Source organism: Ruegeria sp. B11 (genome assembly GCF_056539785.1).
In genome coordinates, this window is record NZ_JBQFVO010000001.1 from 1,207,695 (window position 1) to 1,225,728 (window position 18,034).

Sequence of the window (18,034 nt, forward strand, 5' to 3'; positions counted from 1 at the left end):
TTACATCCTGAACACGCCGAAACGTGTCTCCTCGATCGGGGCGTTTAGTGCGGCGCTCAGCGACAAGGCCAGCACGTCGCGGCTTTTGCGCGGGTCGATGATGCCGTCATCCCAGAGCCGGGCCGAGGCATAAAGCGGGTGAGATTGCTCCTCGAACATGTCCAGCGTCGGGCGTTTGAATTCAGCCTCTTCATCGGCGGACCACGTACCGCCCTGCCGTTCAATCCCGTCGCGTTTGACAGTCGCTAGGACACCTGCAGCTTGCTCGCCCCCCATCACTGAGATACGCGAATTCGGCCAAGTCCACAGGAACCGAGGCTGATAGGCGCGTCCTGCCATGCCGTAGTTTCCAGCTCCGAAGGACCCTCCGACAAGCATTGTGATCTTTGGAACGCTCGTCGTCGCCACCGCCGTCACCATCTTGGCCCCGTGCCGCGCGATGCCTTCGTTTTCGTATTTGCGGCCGACCATGAAGCCGGTGATGTTCTGCAGGAAGACCAGCGGGGTTTTGCGCTGCGAGCACAGTTCGACAAAATGCGCACCCTTCTGCGCGGCCTCAGAAAACAGCACGCCATTGTTGGCAATGATCCCAACCGGGCAACCTTTGACATGGGCGAATCCGGTCACCAGCGTCTCACCAAATCGCGGTTTGAACTCGTCGAACCGAGAGCCATCGACCAGCCGCGCAATCACCTCGCGGATGTCATAGGGCGTCCGCAGATCGGCCGGAACTACGCCCAAAATTTCCTCGGGATCATAGGCAGGCTCTTCCCGTGTTTCGAACTGTAGGCCAGGCTTCAGCCCTGCACCCCCCAACGACCCGACGGCCCGCCGAGCCAAGGCCAACGCATGCGCATCGTCCTCGGCCAGATAATCCGCCACGCCGGACAGGCGCGTATGCACATCGCCGCCACCCAGATCTTCGGCTGTCACAACCTCCCCCGTCGCGGCCTTGACCAAAGGCGGTCCGGCCAAAAAGATCGTCCCCTGCTCTTTCACGATGATCGTCACGTCGGACATCGCCGGAACGTAAGCCCCGCCCGCCGTACACGACCCCATTACAACGGCGATCTGAGCAATCCCCTTCGCGCTCATCCGCGCCTGATTATAGAAGATGCGGCCAAAGTGATCGCGGTCGGGGAAAACCTCATCCTGATTGGGCAGGTTCGCACCGCCGCTATCGACCAAATAGATGCAGGGCAGATGGTTTTCCTCGGCAATCTCCTGCGCGCGGAGGTGTTTCTTGACCGTCAGCGGATAATATGTGCCGCCTTTCACAGTGGCGTCGTTGCACACCACCATGACCTCGCGCCCCTGCACCCGGCCAATCCCCGCGATCACCCCGGCACAGGGCGCGGCATCTCCATACATCCCATGTGCCGCCGTCGCGCCGATTTCCAAGAACGGAGAACCCGGATCGAGCAGGTTCGCCACCCGACGACGCGGCAGCATCTTGCCCCGCGATTCATGCCGCGCCCGCGATTTTTCACCGCCACCCATGCGGGCCGCTTCGGCGGCATCCGCAATATGTGCCAGCGCATCCAGATGTGCGGCTCGGTTCGCCTTAAACCCCTCAGAGGTTGGTATGGCTTTGGATTTTAGTTTCATTCCATCTTCCCCAAGTCGCGCAATTCCACAGCGCGTTCAGCGGTTTCGGTCAGCAGGCAATTTGCGGCAACAATCGAGCGTATCGTTCCATCAGACCATATGCCGTAGGCCAGAGCACATTCAGCATCCCGAAATCCGATCCATGCGCGTTGAGCATCTCGCAACTGGTCCGAAAGTTCGGGACTTTGTTCAGCCAGTTCTGCTCGACGCAGTTTATACTGTTCGTTTAGAAATGAATCCCAAATTTGGGTTTCGGCTTGAATACACTCGGTGATGCCAAGGGTTGTTTCATTTCCCGGTAGAGTTTGGCAGGCATTGGCAGCTGTACCGAGACATGATGACAAGCTATCGCCATGCTGCGTCTGAGAAAAACATTGTTGAATATACGACTGGTCTACCCAAGCGCTCTGAGCGGAAACAAGCGATGGTACTAGCATCGTAGCAAGTGCAATTCGCATCATGTAATTGCCTCCCCTACAGCCCGCGCCTTCAATTCCTTCCGGATCACCTTTCCCGTCACCGTCATCGGCAACTCTTCAAGAAACGACACCTCACGCGGATAGGAATACTGCGCCAAACGGTCCTTAACCCAATTCTGCAACTCAGCGCCCGACGCCTCAGCCCCCGGCTTCAATACCACATAGGCCTTCACGATCTCGGTCCGCAGCTCATCGGGCTTGCCGACCACGCCCACAGTTGCCACTGACGGATGGGTCAGCAGGCAATCCTCGATCTCAGCCGGGCCAATCCGGTATCCTGCCGAGGTAATCACGTCATCATCACGACCGACAAAGCGCAGATAATCGCCCTCCCACACGCCACGGTCACCGGTGATCAGCCAATCACCTCGGAATTTCTCAGCCGTTGCTTGCGGATTATTCCAGTATTCCAGCAGCATTGAGGCCGACCCTCGCCGGATGGCGACGTCGCCTTCCTCCGTCGTCGGTTGGCCATGATCGTCAATTACCGCCACCTCATGACCCGGCACCGGTTTACCGATACAGCCGGGGCGAACGGGGAAGTCCTCGGCGCAGGAGGATACGACCATGTTACACTCGGTCTGGCCATAAAACTCGTTGATCGTCAGACCAAACGCCTGCTGGCCCCAAGCCAACATCTCAGCCCCCAAAGGCTCGCCCCCGGACGCCACTGACCGCAATCCCGGTATCGACTGATCCGCAGCTTTGAGCATCCGTAAAGCCGTCGGCGGAAAGAAGACGTTCCGCACCCCCGCCCGCGCGATCACATCGGCGCAGGCCTTTGGGGTGAATTTGTCCAAACGCGTGCCAACCACCGGAACACCCAGCGCAAGCCCGGGCATCAGAACGTCGAACAAACCGCCGATCCACGCCCAGTCTGCAGGAGTCCACAGACAATCCCCATCACGCAGGTGGTTGTGGCTGATCGAGACGCCCGGCAGGTGGCCCATCAGCACACGATGGCCATGCAGCGCACCCTTGGGACTGCCAGTGGTGCCGGACGTGTAGATCAGAACCGCCGGATCTTCGGGGCCGGTATCGGCAAAGGGCACCGGTTCCCCCTCCTGCCTGATCTCGTCAACCAAAAGTGGCTGGGCCAGATCCCCCAGCAACGCGGCCCCTTCTGCATCCGTCAAAACGATCCGCGCACCTGCATCTCTGACGCGCGATGCCAGCGCATCGTGTTTGAACAGCTTGAACAGCGGCACCGAAATCGCGCCGATCTTCCAGATCGCCAGATGCGCGGCGGCACACCACGGCGACTGGCTGAGCAAGACGCCAACCCGGTCCCCTGGCTGGACCCGAGCTATCAACGCGCGAGCGATGCCGTCAACCATAAGCTCCAGTTCGCCAAATGTTACCACGCTCGGATCGCCCCGGGTCAGATCCAGCAAAGCAACCCGATCGGATTGTTGCGACAGGCATTGCTGCGCCATGTTCAGCCGATCAGGGATCGCCCAGCTTTGGTCGCCGCGCAAACCCGGTATGCGCTCAGCGGGATGCATGCTGATTTTCCCTTATTTCATTAGCGGTTGCAGCTAGCCTCCCCGCTTCAGCAATTTCCGGAGTTTGATGCAGATCAGAGCGTTTCTGCGCCGCGGCATCCAAAACATCGGCATCAACGCAAGCAAAGGCACGAATATGACAAAGAAACTCGCCGCTTTGACCCTTTCTACCGCACTTGTCGCTCTGGCTGCCCCAGCCTTCGCCCAATCCCAGGGCGATTGGACTGTCGGTGTTGGTGTCGGCTATCTGGACCCCAAATCCGACAATGGAACTCTGGCCGGGTTCGACGCCGAAATCGACTCGGACACCCGTCCGATTTTCACCGTCGAATACTTCGTTCAGGACAATCTCGGGATCGAGCTCTTGGCCTCGACCCCCTACAAGCATGACGTCACTCTCGGTGGCAGCGTTGACGCGGGCAGCGTCAAGCATCTTCCGCCTACTCTGTCGCTGAACTATCACTTCCCGACCAATAGCGCGTGGAAGCCCTATGTCGGCGCCGGTCTGAACTACACCATCTTCTTCGAGGAAGACTCGCCTTTGGGCGATCTCGATCTGGACAACTCCTTCGGCGTTTCTCTGCAGGCCGGTCTGGATTACATGGTCACGGAAAAAGGCGCGGTGCGTCTGAACGTGCGCTGGTTCGACATCGACTCGGACGTCAAACTTGACGGCAACAACATCGGCACCGCCGAAATCGACCCGTTCCTGATTGGCCTGTCCTACGTTCATCGTTTCTGATCCAATCGCAAAAAGCCCCGTGGTTCAATGAACTGCGGGGTTTTCCGTCACAACATCTCGTTCATCATTTCGCGCCCAATCAGCATGCGGCGGATTTCGCTGGTGCCCGCGCCGATCTCCATCAGCTTTGCATCTCGGAAAATCCGGCTGACCGGCGAATCCGACAGGAATCCGGCACCACCCAACGCCTGAACGGCTTGATGCGCCTGCACCATCGCCTGTTCCGAGGCATATAGGCAGCACGCTGCAGCATCCTGACGGGTTACATCCCCGCGGTCGCATGCCTTGGCAACTTCGTAGACATAGGCCCGCGCCGAATTCATGGCTGTGTACATATCCGCGATCTTGCCTTGCATGAGCTGGAAGCTCCCGATCGGTTTTCCGAACTGCTTACGCTCGGCCAGATAGGGCATCACTTCATCCAAGCAGGCGGCCATGATCCCGGTTCCAATTCCCGCAAGAACCACACGCTCATAGTCCAGACCGGACATCAGAACGGCTACACCCCGCCCTTCTTCGCCCAGAACATTCTCGAACGGCACTTTAACATCTTCAAAGATCAACTCAGCGGTGTTCGAGCCGCGCATGCCAAGCTTGTCGAAATGAGGCGAAGTCGAAAACCCGGTCATCTCTTTCTCGATCAGAAAAGCCGTGATCCCCTTTGACCCGGCGTCCGGATCGGTCTTGGCATAGACGACCAGAGTGTCTGCATCCGGCCCGTTAGTGATCCAGTATTTGTTGCCATTCAGCCGATAGTGATCGTTTCGCTTTTCTGCACGTAGCTTCATGGAAACCACATCCGACCCAGCCGAGGGCTCGGACATAGCCAACGCCCCGACATGCTCACCCGAAATCAGACGGGGCAGATATTTTTTCTTCTGCTCATCCGTTCCGTTCAGCTTGATCTGGTTCACGCACAAGTTCGAATGCGCCCCATATGACAAAGATACCGAGGCCGAGGCGCGCGCCACTTCCTCAACTGCCACCGTATGCGCCAGATAGGACATACCGGCCCCGCCATATTCTTCAGGGACTGTGACGCCCAACAAACCAAGCTCACCCATCTCTTTCCACAGCTCATTCGGAAAGGCATTGGACGCGTCGATCTCGGCCGCCATCGGCTTGACCCGTTCCTGAGCCCAGCGGTGCACCATCTCACGCAGGGCGTTCACGTCCTCGCCCAGATCGAATTGCATTGTGGCCATAAACATGCAGGGCTCCTCCGATTGCATTAATGAACAAACGTTCAATAATCAGATAGCAGCGTTTCCTCCTCTGGTCAATGACGACACGCAGGCCAACGCAAAACGCCGCCCGGCAAGGGGCGGCGTTTTCAGATAAATCGAGCGTGCGCTGAAAGCGCGCTCCGCTGGACTATGACTGATAGACAGCGCTGACTTCAGCCCGGATAATGCGTGCAATTTGGGCACAATCTTCCAGCGAAAAAGTCAGTGGAACGCGCATATCCATGATCCCTGCCAATATCCGATCACTGACCGGCATCGGGGCGCTGTCGGCATAACGCCAACTGTCATAGCGTGAGGTAAAGCCCGACGGTTCAGCCCCCCCGAACCACTTCAGTTCGACCCCGCGCGCGGCGCAACGCTGGATTACCTCGGCAATGCGCTCGGGTGTCCAGTCCAGCAACAGGAATTGTATCGATGAACCGACATAGGTCTCAGCATCAGGCCGCTCCACCATCGTCAAACCCGGCGTTTCACGCAGGCCACGCTCAATCTCAACATAGCGTTCGTTCCAGCGCTGCACCTGCCGGTCCAGATCGCGCAACTGCGGGCGCAGGATCGCCGCACGCAGATTATCCATCCGGCCCGAGACATTGGGGGTGGTGTATTTGATCTGCTCGAACACCTCCGGCCCAGGCGCGGCCAGATGGCGTTCATAAAGCATATAAGACCCGGACAACATCGTAGCCTTGGCGGCCAGTTCCGGATCATCCGTGATCAGCAACCCGCCCTCGCCCGAATTGACATGTTTATAGGTCTGGCACGAGTAACATCCAATGGCCCCCTGCCGCCCAGACAGTTGTCCGCGCCACGCCGCACCCATGGTATGCGCGCAATCCTCGATCACGATCACGCCGGCGGCGTCGCACATCTGCATCAGCCGATCCATATCGCACAGATGCCCTCGCATGTGGCTAAGCATTAGTACTTTCGCCTGATCCAGCTTGGCCTCAAGATCATCCAGATCGATGGTCAGGGCTTCGGTCACACCAACAAAGACCGGCTTTGCCCCAACCGACGCGATCGCCCCGGGCACCGGGGCCAGAGTGAACGCGTTGGTCAAAACCGGATCGCCCGGCTTAACCCCCACCGCCCGCAGAGCTGTGGCCAAAGCATACCCCCCAGATGAGACTGCCAGACAGTATTTCGCACCCATTTGGGCGGCGAATTCCTGCTCCAACAAAGCCGTCTCGCTCAATTCGCCAGGGGCAACATTGTAGCGGTGCAAACGACCATGGCGCAAAACGGCCATGGCGGCCTCGATCGCCTCTTCGGGAATGGGTTCTTGCTGGGTGAAATTACCTGTGAATGTCTCAGTCATGAATCCGTTTTTATGCTGAGTGTTAAGCGGGTCAAGGGATCAGGCCGCCGCTCCGATCAAATCGGAGACCAGTTTCGGTAAATCATCAAAATGATGCAACAACGCCTCGGGCTCCAGCGCAGCCATCTCATCGCCCGACGGGCCGAATGTCACCAGTACCGACGGCACTCCCGCAGCCCGCGCCGTATTTCGGTCGGTATCTGAGTCGCCGATCAATACGCAGTGGTCAGGGTGCCCTCCGGCGCGGCGCGCTGCTTCGCGTAACGGTTCAGGGTCGGGTTTCCGCACCGGCAATGTGTCTGCACCGATCAGTGAAGCAAAGTGATCACGGACACCCATCCGGGTCAGCAGCAGATCAGCCAGGCCTTCGGGCTTGTTGGTGCAAATCCCCACGCCATAACCTGCATCTTTCAGTGCTTCGACGGCTTCAAGCGCACCGGGATAGAAATAGGTATGCGTATCGATCGCTTGCCCATAGACGTCCAGAAAGACCGGATAATAGGCTTCAACGACGTCCGCGTCATAGGCGCCGACCCGCTTCAATCCATGGGACAACATCAAGCGTGCACCGCGTACCGATACCGCCGCATCAAGCTCGGGCGACAGAACATCCCCATGACCCATCTCGCGAAAACAATGGTTTGCAGCGGCCAGCAAATCACCAGATGTATCCGCCAAAGTTCCATCCAGATCAAAGATTACCGTTCGCATGCTCACCTCCTGAACCGGCGGGATTCCGCCATGTCGTGTTGCAAACGGCAATCTTCTTTGATGGCTGAACCGCTTGCGCCTTTGCCCACAGCGGATAAAACGGGCGGCGACAAAACAAAAGAGAAAACGATTTCATGAGCACTGCCCTTGTCATTCTTGCCGCCGGAAAAGGCACAAGGATGAACTCTGATATTCCCAAAGTCCTGCATCCGATCGCTCAGGCCCCAATGCTGGTTCACGCCATGCGCGCCGGTGCTGTCCTGTCGCCCAAGCGCACGGTGATTGTTACCGGCCACGGTGCGGAAGCAGTCGCGCGTGTGGCTGAAGCCGAAGATGAAAACGCCAGCATTGCGGTGCAGGAAGAACAACTTGGCACCGCCCACGCTGTTGCGCAGGCGCGTGCAGCGCTGGAGGGCTTTCAGGGGGATGTGGTCGTCCTCTATGGTGATACCCCGTTTCTACAGCCCGACACCCTGCAGCGGATGATCGAAGCGCGCGCAAAAAACGATCTGGTCATTCTTGGATTCGAAGCTGCAGACCCCGCCCGTTATGGCCGCCTTGTGATGAACGGAGACGCCCTAGAGCGGATCGTCGAGTTCAAGGATGCCACAGATGAAGAGCGCACTATAACCTTCTGTAACTCTGGTCTTTTGGCATGTGATGCTGAGACTTTGTTCTCGCTGATCGATGCCGTTGGAAATGACAATGCCTCAGGTGAATACTACCTGACCGACGTAGTCGAGATCGCCCGCAGCCAAGGGCTGTCCGTAACTGCGGTTGCCTGCGACGAAGCTCAGACGCTGGGCATCAATTCGCGCACTGACCTGGCGGCGGCTGATGCGGTGTTTCAGGTGCAAGCACGGTCTGCATTGCTGGATCTGGGGGTCACTCTGATGGCCCCTGAAACCGTGTATCTGGCCGCAGATACCGTCATTGGCCGCGACACTGTCATTGAACCCAATGTGGTTTTCGGCCCCGGAGTGACCGTGGAAAGCGGCGCAACGATCCGGGCGTTTTCACATCTCGAAGGCTGCCATGTCAGCCGAGGTTCGGTGGTAGGACCCTATGCCCGGCTGCGTCCGGGAACAGAGCTGGCTGAAAACGCCAAAATTGGCAACTTTGTCGAGATCAAGAACGCCGAAATCGCCGAAGGCGCTAAGGTGAATCACCTCAGCTATATTGGCGATGCCTCAGTCGGGGCGGCGACAAATATTGGTGCGGGAACCATCACCTGCAACTATGACGGCGTGATGAAGCATAAAACGACCATCGGGGAAAACGTGTTCATCGGATCGAACACGATGCTGGTGGCCCCGGTCACTCTGGGTGATGGCGCAATGACCGCCACGGGGACCGTAGTGACCAAGGATATTGAGCCAGACGCATTGGCCGTAGCGCGTTCCAAGCAGGAAAACAAACCCGGCTATGCGCGTAAATTGTTTGAAATGTTGAAGGCGAAGAAGGCTCGCCGCGACAAAGGAGCCTGAGTTATGTGTGGAATTGTTGGTGTTCTGGGCAGTCACGAAGCTGCCCCTATCCTGGTCGAAGCACTGAAGCGGCTTGAATATCGCGGTTATGACAGCGCCGGTATTGCGACCGTGAACGATGGCGCTTTGGGCCGCCGACGGGCCGTCGGCAAGTTGGTGAACCTAAGCGACCTTCTGGTTCACAACCCCCTTCCGGGTAAATCCGGTATCGGTCATACCCGCTGGGCCACCCATGGTGCCCCATCGGTTAACAATGCACATCCGCACAAGGCCGGGCCTGTCGCCGTAGTGCACAACGGCATCGTTGAAAACTATCGTGAACTGCGGGCCGAACTGGCCGATAATGGGGTCGGTTTCGTGACGGATACCGACACTGAAACCGTCGCCCTGATGACGGAACGCTACATGTCCGAAGGGCTGTCTCCGGTCGACGCCGCGTTTAAAACCATTGATCGGCTCAAGGGTGCATTTGCGCTCGCCTTTCTGTTCGACGGTCAAGAAGACCTGATTGTCGCAGCGCGCAAGGGTTCGCCCCTGGCAATTGGTCACGGCGACGGTGAGATGTTTGTTGGGTCTGATGCGATCGCGCTGGCCCCCCTGACGGATCGCATCACCTATCTTGAGGAAGGCGATCGGGCGGTTCTGACCCGCACTTCGCTTGAGATTCGAACCGAATCGGGAGAGCTTGCCAACCGCGAAATTCGGCAAATTCAAATCGATCAGACCCGTGCCGACAAAGGCGGCCACAAGCATTATATGGCCAAGGAAATTGCCGAGCAGCCTGTTGTGGTGGCCGAAGCCATCCGCTCGTATCTTCCGACCGGAGGCGATCAGGTTGTATTGCCCGGTGACGGTCTGGATTTCACCAAGCTGGACCGTCTGACCATGGTGGCTTGCGGCACGGCATTCTACGCTTGCCTGACGGCAAAATACTGGTTCGAACAGCTGGCCAAGATGCCGGTTGAAGTCGATATCGCCAGCGAGTTCCGCTATCGCGAACCTCCGATCTCGGACCGGACGTTGGCGCTGTTTGTAAGCCAGTCGGGCGAAACCGCCGACACGCTTGCTGCCCAGCGCTATTGCGAAGGCAAGGCGGACAAGATTGTCTCGGTCGTGAATGTCGCGGAAAGCTCGATTGCGCGCGAAAGCGATGTGGCGTTGCCGATCCATGCGGGTGTTGAGATCGGTGTTGCCTCGACCAAGGCGTTCACCTGCCAGCTTAGCGTGTTGCTCATGCTTGCCCTTAAGGCCGCTGCAGATCGAGGCACGCTTAGCGATGAAGAGATCGCGGATCACGCGGCCGCCCTTCGCGGATTGCCGACTGTGCTGAATGCTGCGCTGGATCAGAACGACGCTATTCGCCAATCCGCCCAACGCCTGTCCGAAGCGCGCGACGTGCTGTTCCTGGGCCGTGGCCTCATGTACCCGCTGGCGATGGAAGGCGCGCTGAAACTCAAGGAAATCAGCTATATTCACGCCGAAGGCTATGCCTCGGGTGAGTTGAAGCACGGCCCCATCGCCTTGATCGACAAGCATATGCCGGTTGTTGTCATGGCACCGCGCGACGCAGTTTTCGACAAGACAGTTTCGAACATGCAGGAGGTGATGGCGCGCAAGGGCAAGGTAATCCTTGTCTCGGATGATGACGGTATCGCTGAGGCAGAAGATGGAGTTTGGAGCACGATCCGTATGCCACATGTGCACACCAGCCTTGCCCCGATTCTCTATTCGGTGCCCGCGCAATTGCTAGCCTACCACACGGCGGTGGCCAAAGGCACAGATGTTGATCAGCCCCGTAATCTGGCAAAATCCGTCACGGTTGAGTGATCAGGCATGCAAGCCTATCTTGATCAGATCAAAGCCCATGCCGAACCCGAACGCGCAGAACAGGTGGCGGCCTATCACAAGGTAGACCGCGCCTATCTGGGTGTTCCGAACCCGGTTCTGAACGATCTGACCAAGGCTTGGCGGCGCGAACTTGAAGTCATCGACCGCATCGCTGTCGCCGATGGCTTATGGCAGACCAACATTCATGAAGCGCGGGTCGCGGCAGCAAAGCTGCTGACCCAAGCCCGTATCCGACCGGATGACGCGGTGTGGGACCTGCTGCAAAGCTGGCTACCGGATTTTGACGCCTGGGCCGTGGCCGATCATGCCTGTATGGCGATGCAAAAGCGTCTTTCGGCTGATCCAATCCGGCTGGACCAGGTCGAACGTTGGACCACGTCGGGCCACATGTGGACCAAACGCGCCGCGCTGGTCGCCACCTTGCCCTGGACCAAACAGAACCATCCCAAACCGAAAGACCTGGCATGCCGCGACCGTATACTCGGCTGGGCTGCCACGTATGTCTCCGATCGGGAATGGTTCATCCAGAAGGCCATCGCATGGTGGCTGCGCGAATTGTCAAAGCATGATCCAGGGCGCGTAGTCGCGTTTCTGGAAACGCACGGCGCAAACATGAAACCCTTTGCCCGCAAAGAGGCTGGGAAATACCTGCGCGCTCAGTCGGAATAGACTTCCAGTTCCACCAACTCGTCATATGGCACCAACAACGCGCGCATGGCTTCAAGCGACAGCCGTCCGCCACCGCCTTCGGGGCCTGGTGCGGGAACAAGCGTGACATAAGCCTGCGCACCCGTGCGCGGCACAACCACGCGGCCGTTGATTTCAGTTTGTACCAGAGGCGTCTGCAACCAGCGCCCCGGTGTGTTGGGATCGCCCAGCCCGGCAACGGTCGTTTTGGCGCCAGACCACCCTGCGGCAGCCACAGGCTCAGGAGTTACCTCCGTCGCCTCTGCTGTAACGGGTTCAGCCGCCGTCTCGTTGGATGAACTTCCGAACACCCGATCCGTCGTGGACCGAACGGCATCGCAACCGGCAACGAGGCTAAAAGCTAAAACCAAAGCATATTTCATAACACAAAACCTAGAGCGCTGCGCCTAACTGTACCAGTCCAAAACGCAGATGGCACTTGCCGCGAACATGCCTCCGCTTTACCTATGAGCCATGACAGCTCCGCTTATAGACCCGTTTGCCCGCGCCATCACCTATCTTCGCGTCTCCGTTACGGATCGCTGCGATTTCCGCTGCGTCTACTGCATGTCCGAAGATATGAAGTTTCTTCCCAAGAAAGACCTTCTGACTCTGGAAGAGTTGGATCGTATGTGCACGACTTTCGTCAATTTGGGCGTCGAGAAATTGCGCATCACCGGGGGCGAACCACTGGTTAGGCGAAACATCATGTCATTCTTCAACAGCATGACCCGACATCTGGACAGCGGCGCCCTGAAGGAGCTGACGCTGACAACCAACGGATCACAATTGCACCGATTTGCGGATGATCTTTACGCAGCGGGCGTGCGGCGCGTGAATGTATCGCTCGATACGCTGGATGAAGACAAATTTGCCAAGGTCACCCGATGGGGCCGCCTGAAACAGGTGCTGAACGGCATTGACGCAGCGCAGAAGGCTGGCCTGCGGATCAAGATCAACGCTGTCGCTCTGAAAGGGTTCAACGAGCCCGAGCTACCCAAGATCACCGAATGGTGTGCCGAACGTGATATGGATCTGACCTGGATCGAGGTGATGCCCATGGGCGACATAGGCAACGAAGACCGGCTGGATCAGTATTGGTCGCTCAAGGACGTCCGCAAGGAATACCAGAACCACTATACGGTCACTGATCTGGCCGAACGGACAGGTGGTCCGGCGCGGTATGTCAGGCTTGAGGAGACCGGACAAAAGATCGGTTTCATAACGCCACTCAGCCATAACTTCTGCGAAAGCTGCAACCGCGTGCGCCTGACCTGCACTGGTGAGATCTACATGTGCCTTGGCCAGGAAGATATGGCTGATCTGCGCGCACCCCTGCGCGATCATCCCGATACCGAGAAACCGTTGGAAGACGCGATCCGCGCAGCCATCAACCTCAAGCCCAAGGGCCATGATTTCGACTATTCCCGGCAAGCCGTCGACGGTCAGATGAGCCGCCACATGAGTCATACGGGCGGCTGAGATGCCCGGCACACCCGCGCAGCCAACGCTGCTGTACAAACTGTACTGCGGCCTCATTTCAATTGCCGAACCCCTGATTTGGCGGAAAGTACGCAACAAACTGCACGCTGCGGGTGTTCCCGAAAGCCGCCAGCAAGAACGGCTTGGCCATGCCAGTTTGCCGCGCCCAGATGGGCAGCTGATCTGGTTTCACGCGGCCAGTGTGGGTGAAAGCCTATCGGTTCTAAGCCTGATCAACCGTCTGGGGCAGCGCCTGCCGAATGCTGAGTTTCTCATCACCTCAGGCACCCCGACCTCGGCGACGTTGATTGCTAAGCGCTTGCCTGCCCGGACGCGCCACCAGTATCCGCCATTGGACAGCGCCGCTCCGGTGCGCGAGTTTCTGGACCACTGGAAACCCGATGCAGGCATCTTTGTAGAAAGTGAAATCTGGCCCCGGCTGATCGTAGAGGCCGCAAATCGCGGCACGCCACCGGCGCTCTTGAATGCCCGGCTATCTGACAAATCAGTGGATAGTTGGAACAAGCGCCCGAACACGGCGCGCTTCATTCTGGATCATTTCAAGGTATTTCTGACCCAGAACGACAAAACCGCCGCTAATCTGATCGCAATTGGTGCCGACGCGAATCGCGTACAGCCCGGCACCAACCTCAAGGCCATGTCTGACCCGCTGCCCGTAAATCAGGATGTCCTGACCGAAACCCAAGCGCAGATAGATGGTCGCCCGATATGGATTGCCAGTTCGACCCATGCAGGGGAAGAAGAAACGGTTCTGGCAGCCCACAAAGCGTTGCTACAGCGCTGGCCCGACCTGCTATTGCTGCTGATCCCTCGCCATCCGGAGCGTGGAGACGACGTTGCTAAATTGGTGAGTGATGCTGGTCTTTCGCATGCACGACGCAGCGCTGACCAACAGATAGCATCAGACATACAGGTCTATGTCGCGGATACATTGGGTGAAACCGGAACCTGGTACGCCCTCTGCCCCATCGTTTTCCTAGGGGGATCGCTGAAAGAGATCGGCGGCCATAACCCGTTTGAACCGGTTCAGGCGGGGGCTGCGGTGATCACCGGCCCTGGTTATTTCAATTTTGCCGAGACATTTGAGCCGCTCATCAAAACGGGCGGCGCCGTCCGGATCAACTCGGCCAACGCATTGTCAGATGCTGTCACCCTCTGGCTGTCGGACAAAGCCGAACTGCACACCGCTCGAATGGCAGCCGATGCCTGCGTGAAAACACAGAGTTCGGCTTTGGATGCGGTGATCGAAACGCTCTGCTCCCGCCTGTCTCTCGGCTGACAAAACGCACCGATCCCTCTTCATCTGGCTAAAAATACCTCGGGGGGGTGGGGCAGAGCCCCCACCCTTCCCATCAAGCAGCAGGCATCCGCTGCTCAACAATCTCGGCCCACCAACTACACCCGGCAGGAATGGCCTCGTCGTTGAAATTATACTCGGGATGATGAACCATGGCCGTATCTCCATTGCCCACCAGAATATAAGCCCCCGGACGCTCTTCGAGCATAAAGGCAAAATCCTCACCCCCCATGACAAGGGGCGCCTCGTCACAGCTGCCCGAGACCGATTTCGCCACCTCGGCCGCGAAATCGGTCTGCTCGTCACTGTTCACCATCACCGGATAGCCACGAATATAGGTCACATCCGCCGTGCCACCAAAGGTCGCTGCAACTCCTGCGCAAATCTCGTTGATCCGTTTCTCGGCAAGATCGCGCATCTCTTTGCTCATGGTGCGTACGGTGCCTTTGATCTGCGCTGTTTGAGGAATGACATTGAACGCCTTCGAGGATGTCTCGAACGATGTCACAGACACCACGACCTGATCGATCGGGTCGGCATTGCGCGAGGCAATCGTCTGCAACGCCAACACGGCCTGCGCGGTCATCACGGTCGTATCCACGGTCTCCTGCGGTTTCGCGGCGTGGCCACCGCGACCTTCAAAGGTGATGTCGAACTGATCGGTCGCGGCAAAGAACGAACCCGGACGGATAGAGAAACTGCCGACCGGACGGCCCGGCCAGTTGTGCATGCCGTAGACTTCCTGAATGTTCCAGCGCGCCATCATGCCGTCTTCGCACATTTCGCGACCACCGCCGCCACCTTCTTCAGCGGGCTGGAAGATCACCACTACAGTACCGTCAAAATTACGCGTTTCCGAAAGGTATTTCGCCGCCCCGAGCAGCATCGCCGTATGTCCATCATGGCCACAAGCATGCATCGCCCCATCGGTTTTCGAGGCGTAATCCAACCCCGTCGCCTCGTGAATCGGCAGCGCATCCATATCAGCACGCAGACCGATGACTTTGCCACTCGAGTCTGATTTGCCCTTGATCACACCGACAACCCCGGTGCGACCGATCCCGGTAACGACCTCGTCGCAGCCGAACTCTTTCAGTTTGTCCGCGACCAAAGCACTGGTGCGGTGGGTTTCAAACAGAATCTCGGGGTTTTCATGAATATCCCGTCGCCATTCGGTGATTTCGGCCTGCAATTCGGCAAAGCGGTTCTTAACTGGCATGTCTTCTCTCTCCTAATTCAAGCCGCCGGCATCCGGCGCTCGACCATTTCGGCAAACCATGAGCATCCCATCGGGATGATCTCATCGTTGAAATTGTATTCAGGGTGGTGCAGCCCGGCGCTGTCGCCATTGCCCAGCACGATGAAGGCCCCGGGGCGTTCTTCCAGCATGAACGAGAAATCCTCGCCCCCCATCACCATCGGCGCCTCATCACAGCTGCCACCTACGGAAATGGCGGCCTCAGCGGCAAATTCCGTCTGTTCTTCGGCGTTGATCGTCACCGGAACTCCACGCGTGTATGAGACTTTGACAGTGCCACCGAAGGTTTCAGCAATACCCTCAGCCACCTCGGTCAGCCGCGTCTCGATCAGGTCGCGCATTTCGTTCGAATGCGTTCGTACAGTACCGCGCACCTGCGCCGATTGAGGGATCACATTGAACGCTTTGGATGAGGTCTCGACCGAAGTCACAGACAGAACCGCTTGTAAAATAGGGTCCGCGTTACGCGACACGATGGTCTGAAGTGCCACGATCAGTTGCGACAACATCACTGTAGTATCAATTGTTTCATGCGGTTTCGCCGCGTGGCCGCCCCGGCCTTCCAGATGAATGTCGAACTCATCCGCAGCCGCCAGCAGCGGGCCAGACCGGATCGCAAACTGCCCCGTCGGCACACCTGGCACATTGTGCATGGCATAGACTTCCTGAATGCCGAACCGATCCATCAGACCGTCCTTGCACATCGCCTCGGCCCCATTGCCACCTTCTTCCGCTGGTTGGAAAATCACAATGGCCGTGCCGTCGAAGTTCCGCGTCTCAGACAAGTATTTCGCCGCGCCCAACACCATCGCCGTATGGCCATCATGGCCACAGGCATGCATGGCGCCATCGGTTTTCGAGGCATAATCAAGGCCCGTCTGCTCCTGCATCGGCAGCGCGTCCATATCCGCACGCAGGCCGATCACTCGACCCTGCGTGTCGGTCTTGCCCTTGATGACGCCAACAACTCCGGTGCGGCCAATGCCCGTCACAACCTCATCGCAACCGAACTCTTTCAGCTTTTCAGCCACCAAGGCGCTGGTGCGGTGGGTGTCATAGAGGATCTCAGGGTGTTGATGAATATCCCGCCGCCAACCGGTGATTTCTTCGTGCATTTCGGCAAGTCGGTTCTTGATTGGCATCTGATCCTCCCAAATCAGGCGACGGGTAATCGTCGTTCCACCAGCTCGGCAAACCAGCTGCAACCGGCGGGAATGGCGTCGTCGTCGAAGTTGTATTCTGGGTGATGGCACATGGCCGTGTCCCCGTTTCCGATAAAGATGTAGGCTCCGGGCCGTTCTTCAAGCATGTAAGCAAAATCTTCTGACGGCATAATTGGATCGGTGCTGTCATTGACCTTGCCTGCCACGGCCTGCGCGGCCTCAGCAGCATAGATGGTTTCATCGTCCGAATTCACCGTCACCGGATAGCCTGGTGTCCACGTCATCTTAGCCGAAGCTCCAAAGGCCGAGGCAGTGTCCTCGGCGATCCTGCGCACGCGTTCTTCAGCGACCTTTCGATATTCTGGGTCAAGTGTACGAACAGTTCCCCGCAACCGCACCGTATGGGCAATCACATTCGAGGCCACACTATCGGTTTCAAAAGTCCCGACGGTCAGCACCACCCTTTTGATAGGGTCCACGGTACGCGACACCACTGATTGCAAAGCTACAACAATGTGCGACGCAATCAGCGTTGTATCTACCGCCTCATGCGGGGCGGCAGCATGACCGCCTTTACCCGTTACAACAATTTCGAATTCATCCGAAGAAGCCAGCAATGCGCCTGGTCGAATGGCAAACTCACCAACCGGCATCCCAGGCATGTTGTGCATGCCATAGACTTCTTGAATACCCCAGCGCTCCATCAGCCCGTCCTGACACATGGCCAGACCACCTGCCCCGCCTTCTTCGGCAGGCTGGAAAATCAACACAACGGTACCGTCAAAATTCCTCGTCTCGGCCAGATACTGCGCGGCGCCCAACAGCATCGAGGTATGACCGTCATGACCACAGGCATGCATCTTACCAGAAACGGTCGAAGCATAGTCCAGTCCCGTCGCCTCTTCTATGGGCAGCGCATCCATGTCGGCACGCAGCCCGATAACACGGCCTAGCGTATCCTGACGTCCCTTGATGACGGCAACCACGCCAGTCTTGCCGATGCCGGGCGTGATCTCATCCACACCGAACTCCTTCAGTCGGTCGACCACAAACCCTGCCGTTTCCTCAACATCATACATCAGCTCGGGATGCATATGCAGGTGACGACGCCATTTGGTGATCTCGCCATGCATTTCGGCGAGCCGGTTCTTGACGGGCATCTTTAACCTCTCCTTTGAGAT

Annotated in this window: 16 protein-coding genes; 6 read left to right on the forward strand and 10 right to left on the reverse strand. The window is 57.9% G+C overall.

The annotated features are described in order from the left end of the window. Genes ACR0I1_RS06135 through ACR0I1_RS06145 form a run of 3 tightly spaced genes read right to left on the reverse strand, consistent with a single transcriptional unit; the run spans window position 1 to window position 3,592 of the window. Window positions 1-1,608: a carboxyl transferase domain-containing protein gene (locus tag ACR0I1_RS06135; RefSeq protein WP_480705446.1), complete on the reverse strand. Its 1,608-nt coding sequence runs from the start codon at window positions 1,606-1,608 to the stop codon at window positions 1-3. Further along, window positions 1,605-2,069 (reverse strand): lysozyme inhibitor LprI family protein, encoded by a 465-nt coding sequence (locus ACR0I1_RS06140; RefSeq protein ID WP_480705448.1) that lies wholly within the window; start codon window positions 2,067-2,069, stop codon window positions 1,605-1,607. Before ACR0I1_RS06140 ends, ACR0I1_RS06135 begins: the two co-directional genes overlap by 4 nt. Then, on the reverse strand, window positions 2,066-3,592 hold the full coding sequence (locus ACR0I1_RS06145) for an AMP-binding protein (protein ID WP_480705450.1): 1,527 nt from the start codon (window positions 3,590-3,592) through the stop codon (window positions 2,066-2,068). The genes ACR0I1_RS06140 and ACR0I1_RS06145 overlap by 4 nt, the downstream gene beginning before the upstream one ends. Before the next feature lie 136 nt (window positions 3,593-3,728). Here ACR0I1_RS06145 and ACR0I1_RS06150 point away from each other — a divergent pair, with 136 nt between their 5' ends. Beyond that, entirely contained in the window at window positions 3,729-4,334 is a 606-nt protein-coding gene (locus ACR0I1_RS06150) for an OmpW family outer membrane protein (protein ID WP_170597050.1), read from the forward strand. A 47-nt stretch (window positions 4,335-4,381) separates the two neighbouring features. Here ACR0I1_RS06150 and ACR0I1_RS06155 read toward each other — a convergent pair whose 3' ends face one another. The 3 genes from ACR0I1_RS06155 to ACR0I1_RS06165 form a co-directional block, all read right to left on the reverse strand. Continuing rightward, the gene (locus ACR0I1_RS06155; RefSeq protein WP_480705452.1) at window positions 4,382-5,545 is read right to left on the reverse strand and encodes an isovaleryl-CoA dehydrogenase; all 1,164 of its coding nucleotides are present in this window, start codon (window positions 5,543-5,545) and stop codon (window positions 4,382-4,384) included. Between the two features lie 163 nt (window positions 5,546-5,708). Continuing rightward, window positions 5,709-6,899 carry a DegT/DnrJ/EryC1/StrS family aminotransferase gene (locus ACR0I1_RS06160; protein ID WP_480705453.1) on the reverse strand — a complete coding sequence of 397 codons (1,191 nt, stop codon included), beginning with the start codon at window positions 6,897-6,899 and terminating at the stop codon, window positions 5,709-5,711. A 39-nt stretch (window positions 6,900-6,938) separates the two neighbouring features. Continuing rightward, on the reverse strand, window positions 6,939-7,610 hold the full coding sequence (locus tag ACR0I1_RS06165; RefSeq protein WP_170424133.1) for an HAD-IA family hydrolase: 672 nt from the start codon (window positions 7,608-7,610) through the stop codon (window positions 6,939-6,941). A 134-nt stretch (window positions 7,611-7,744) separates the two neighbouring features. On the opposite strand from ACR0I1_RS06165, the gene glmU reads away from it, so the two are divergent. From glmU to ACR0I1_RS06180, 3 genes are read left to right on the forward strand one after another with little or no spacing between them, the layout of a single operon-like run. After that, complete coding sequence (glmU, locus tag ACR0I1_RS06170; RefSeq protein WP_480570730.1) at window positions 7,745-9,097, forward strand: bifunctional UDP-N-acetylglucosamine diphosphorylase/glucosamine-1-phosphate N-acetyltransferase GlmU; 1,353 nt, start codon at window positions 7,745-7,747, stop codon at window positions 9,095-9,097. Window positions 9,098-9,100: 3 nt separating this feature from the next. Then, complete coding sequence (gene glmS / locus ACR0I1_RS06175; protein ID WP_480705455.1) at window positions 9,101-10,924, forward strand: glutamine--fructose-6-phosphate transaminase (isomerizing); 1,824 nt, start codon at window positions 9,101-9,103, stop codon at window positions 10,922-10,924. 6 nt (window positions 10,925-10,930) lie between these two features. Then, on the forward strand, window positions 10,931-11,614 hold the full coding sequence (locus tag ACR0I1_RS06180; RefSeq protein ID WP_480705457.1) for a DNA alkylation repair protein: 684 nt from the start codon (window positions 10,931-10,933) through the stop codon (window positions 11,612-11,614). Here the strand turns inward: ACR0I1_RS06180 and ACR0I1_RS06185 are convergent. Then, window positions 11,602-12,015 carry a hypothetical protein gene (locus ACR0I1_RS06185; protein WP_170404060.1) on the reverse strand — a complete coding sequence of 138 codons (414 nt, stop codon included), beginning with the start codon at window positions 12,013-12,015 and terminating at the stop codon, window positions 11,602-11,604. The genes ACR0I1_RS06180 and ACR0I1_RS06185 overlap by 13 nt on opposite strands. 91 nt (window positions 12,016-12,106) lie before the next feature. Here ACR0I1_RS06185 and moaA point away from each other — a divergent pair, with 91 nt between their 5' ends. Then, window positions 12,107-13,114, forward strand: a complete 1,008-nt coding sequence (gene moaA / locus ACR0I1_RS06190; protein ID WP_170404063.1) for a GTP 3',8-cyclase MoaA — start codon at window positions 12,107-12,109, stop codon at window positions 13,112-13,114. A gap of 1 nt (window position 13,115) precedes the next feature. After that, a complete protein-coding gene (locus tag ACR0I1_RS06195; RefSeq protein ID WP_480705459.1) occupies window positions 13,116-14,414 on the forward strand; it encodes a 3-deoxy-D-manno-octulosonic acid transferase in 1,299 nt (432 codons plus the stop codon). Window positions 14,415-14,487: 73 nt separating this feature from the next. On the opposite strand, the gene ACR0I1_RS06200 is transcribed toward ACR0I1_RS06195, so the two are convergent. Genes ACR0I1_RS06200 through ACR0I1_RS06210 form a run of 3 tightly spaced genes read right to left on the reverse strand, consistent with a single transcriptional unit; the run spans window position 14,488 to window position 18,013 of the window. Beyond that, the gene (locus tag ACR0I1_RS06200) at window positions 14,488-15,651 is read right to left on the reverse strand and encodes a M20 aminoacylase family protein (RefSeq protein ID WP_480705461.1); all 1,164 of its coding nucleotides are present in this window, start codon (window positions 15,649-15,651) and stop codon (window positions 14,488-14,490) included. Between the two features lie 17 nt (window positions 15,652-15,668). Further along, the gene (locus ACR0I1_RS06205; protein WP_480705463.1) at window positions 15,669-16,832 is read right to left on the reverse strand and encodes a M20 aminoacylase family protein; all 1,164 of its coding nucleotides are present in this window, start codon (window positions 16,830-16,832) and stop codon (window positions 15,669-15,671) included. 14 nt (window positions 16,833-16,846) lie between these two features. Then, on the reverse strand, window positions 16,847-18,013 hold the full coding sequence (locus ACR0I1_RS06210; RefSeq protein ID WP_170424149.1) for a M20 aminoacylase family protein: 1,167 nt from the start codon (window positions 18,011-18,013) through the stop codon (window positions 16,847-16,849). Between the last annotated feature and the right edge of the window lie 21 nt (window positions 18,014-18,034).

Coding starts and splice junctions, on each gene's coding strand:
- ACR0I1_RS06200 (WP_480705461.1), bottom strand. CDS start 15,651: ATGCCAGTTAAGAACCGCTTTGCCGAATTGCAGGCCGAAATCACCGAA.
- ACR0I1_RS06185 (WP_170404060.1), bottom strand. CDS start 12,015: ATGAAATATGCTTTGGTTTTAGCTTTTAGCCTCGTTGCCGGTTGCGAT.
- ACR0I1_RS06155 (WP_480705452.1), bottom strand. CDS start 5,545: ATGTTTATGGCCACAATGCAATTCGATCTGGGCGAGGACGTGAACGCC.
- ACR0I1_RS06145 (WP_480705450.1), bottom strand. CDS start 3,592: ATGCATCCCGCTGAGCGCATACCGGGTTTGCGCGGCGACCAAAGCTGG.
- glmU (WP_480570730.1), top strand. CDS start 7,745: ATGAGCACTGCCCTTGTCATTCTTGCCGCCGGAAAAGGCACAAGGATG.
- glmS (WP_480705455.1), top strand. CDS start 9,101: ATGTGTGGAATTGTTGGTGTTCTGGGCAGTCACGAAGCTGCCCCTATC.
- ACR0I1_RS06140 (WP_480705448.1), bottom strand. CDS start 2,069: ATGATGCGAATTGCACTTGCTACGATGCTAGTACCATCGCTTGTTTCC.
- ACR0I1_RS06180 (WP_480705457.1), top strand. CDS start 10,931: ATGCAAGCCTATCTTGATCAGATCAAAGCCCATGCCGAACCCGAACGC.
- moaA (WP_170404063.1), top strand. CDS start 12,107: ATGACAGCTCCGCTTATAGACCCGTTTGCCCGCGCCATCACCTATCTT.
- ACR0I1_RS06135 (WP_480705446.1), bottom strand. CDS start 1,608: ATGAAACTAAAATCCAAAGCCATACCAACCTCTGAGGGGTTTAAGGCG.
- ACR0I1_RS06160 (WP_480705453.1), bottom strand. CDS start 6,899: ATGACTGAGACATTCACAGGTAATTTCACCCAGCAAGAACCCATTCCC.
- ACR0I1_RS06165 (WP_170424133.1), bottom strand. CDS start 7,610: ATGCGAACGGTAATCTTTGATCTGGATGGAACTTTGGCGGATACATCT.
- ACR0I1_RS06205 (WP_480705463.1), bottom strand. CDS start 16,832: ATGCCAATCAAGAACCGACTTGCCGAAATGCACGAAGAAATCACCGGT.
- ACR0I1_RS06195 (WP_480705459.1), top strand. CDS start 13,116: ATGCCCGGCACACCCGCGCAGCCAACGCTGCTGTACAAACTGTACTGC.
- ACR0I1_RS06150 (WP_170597050.1), top strand. CDS start 3,729: ATGACAAAGAAACTCGCCGCTTTGACCCTTTCTACCGCACTTGTCGCT.
- ACR0I1_RS06210 (WP_170424149.1), bottom strand. CDS start 18,013: ATGCCCGTCAAGAACCGGCTCGCCGAAATGCATGGCGAGATCACCAAA.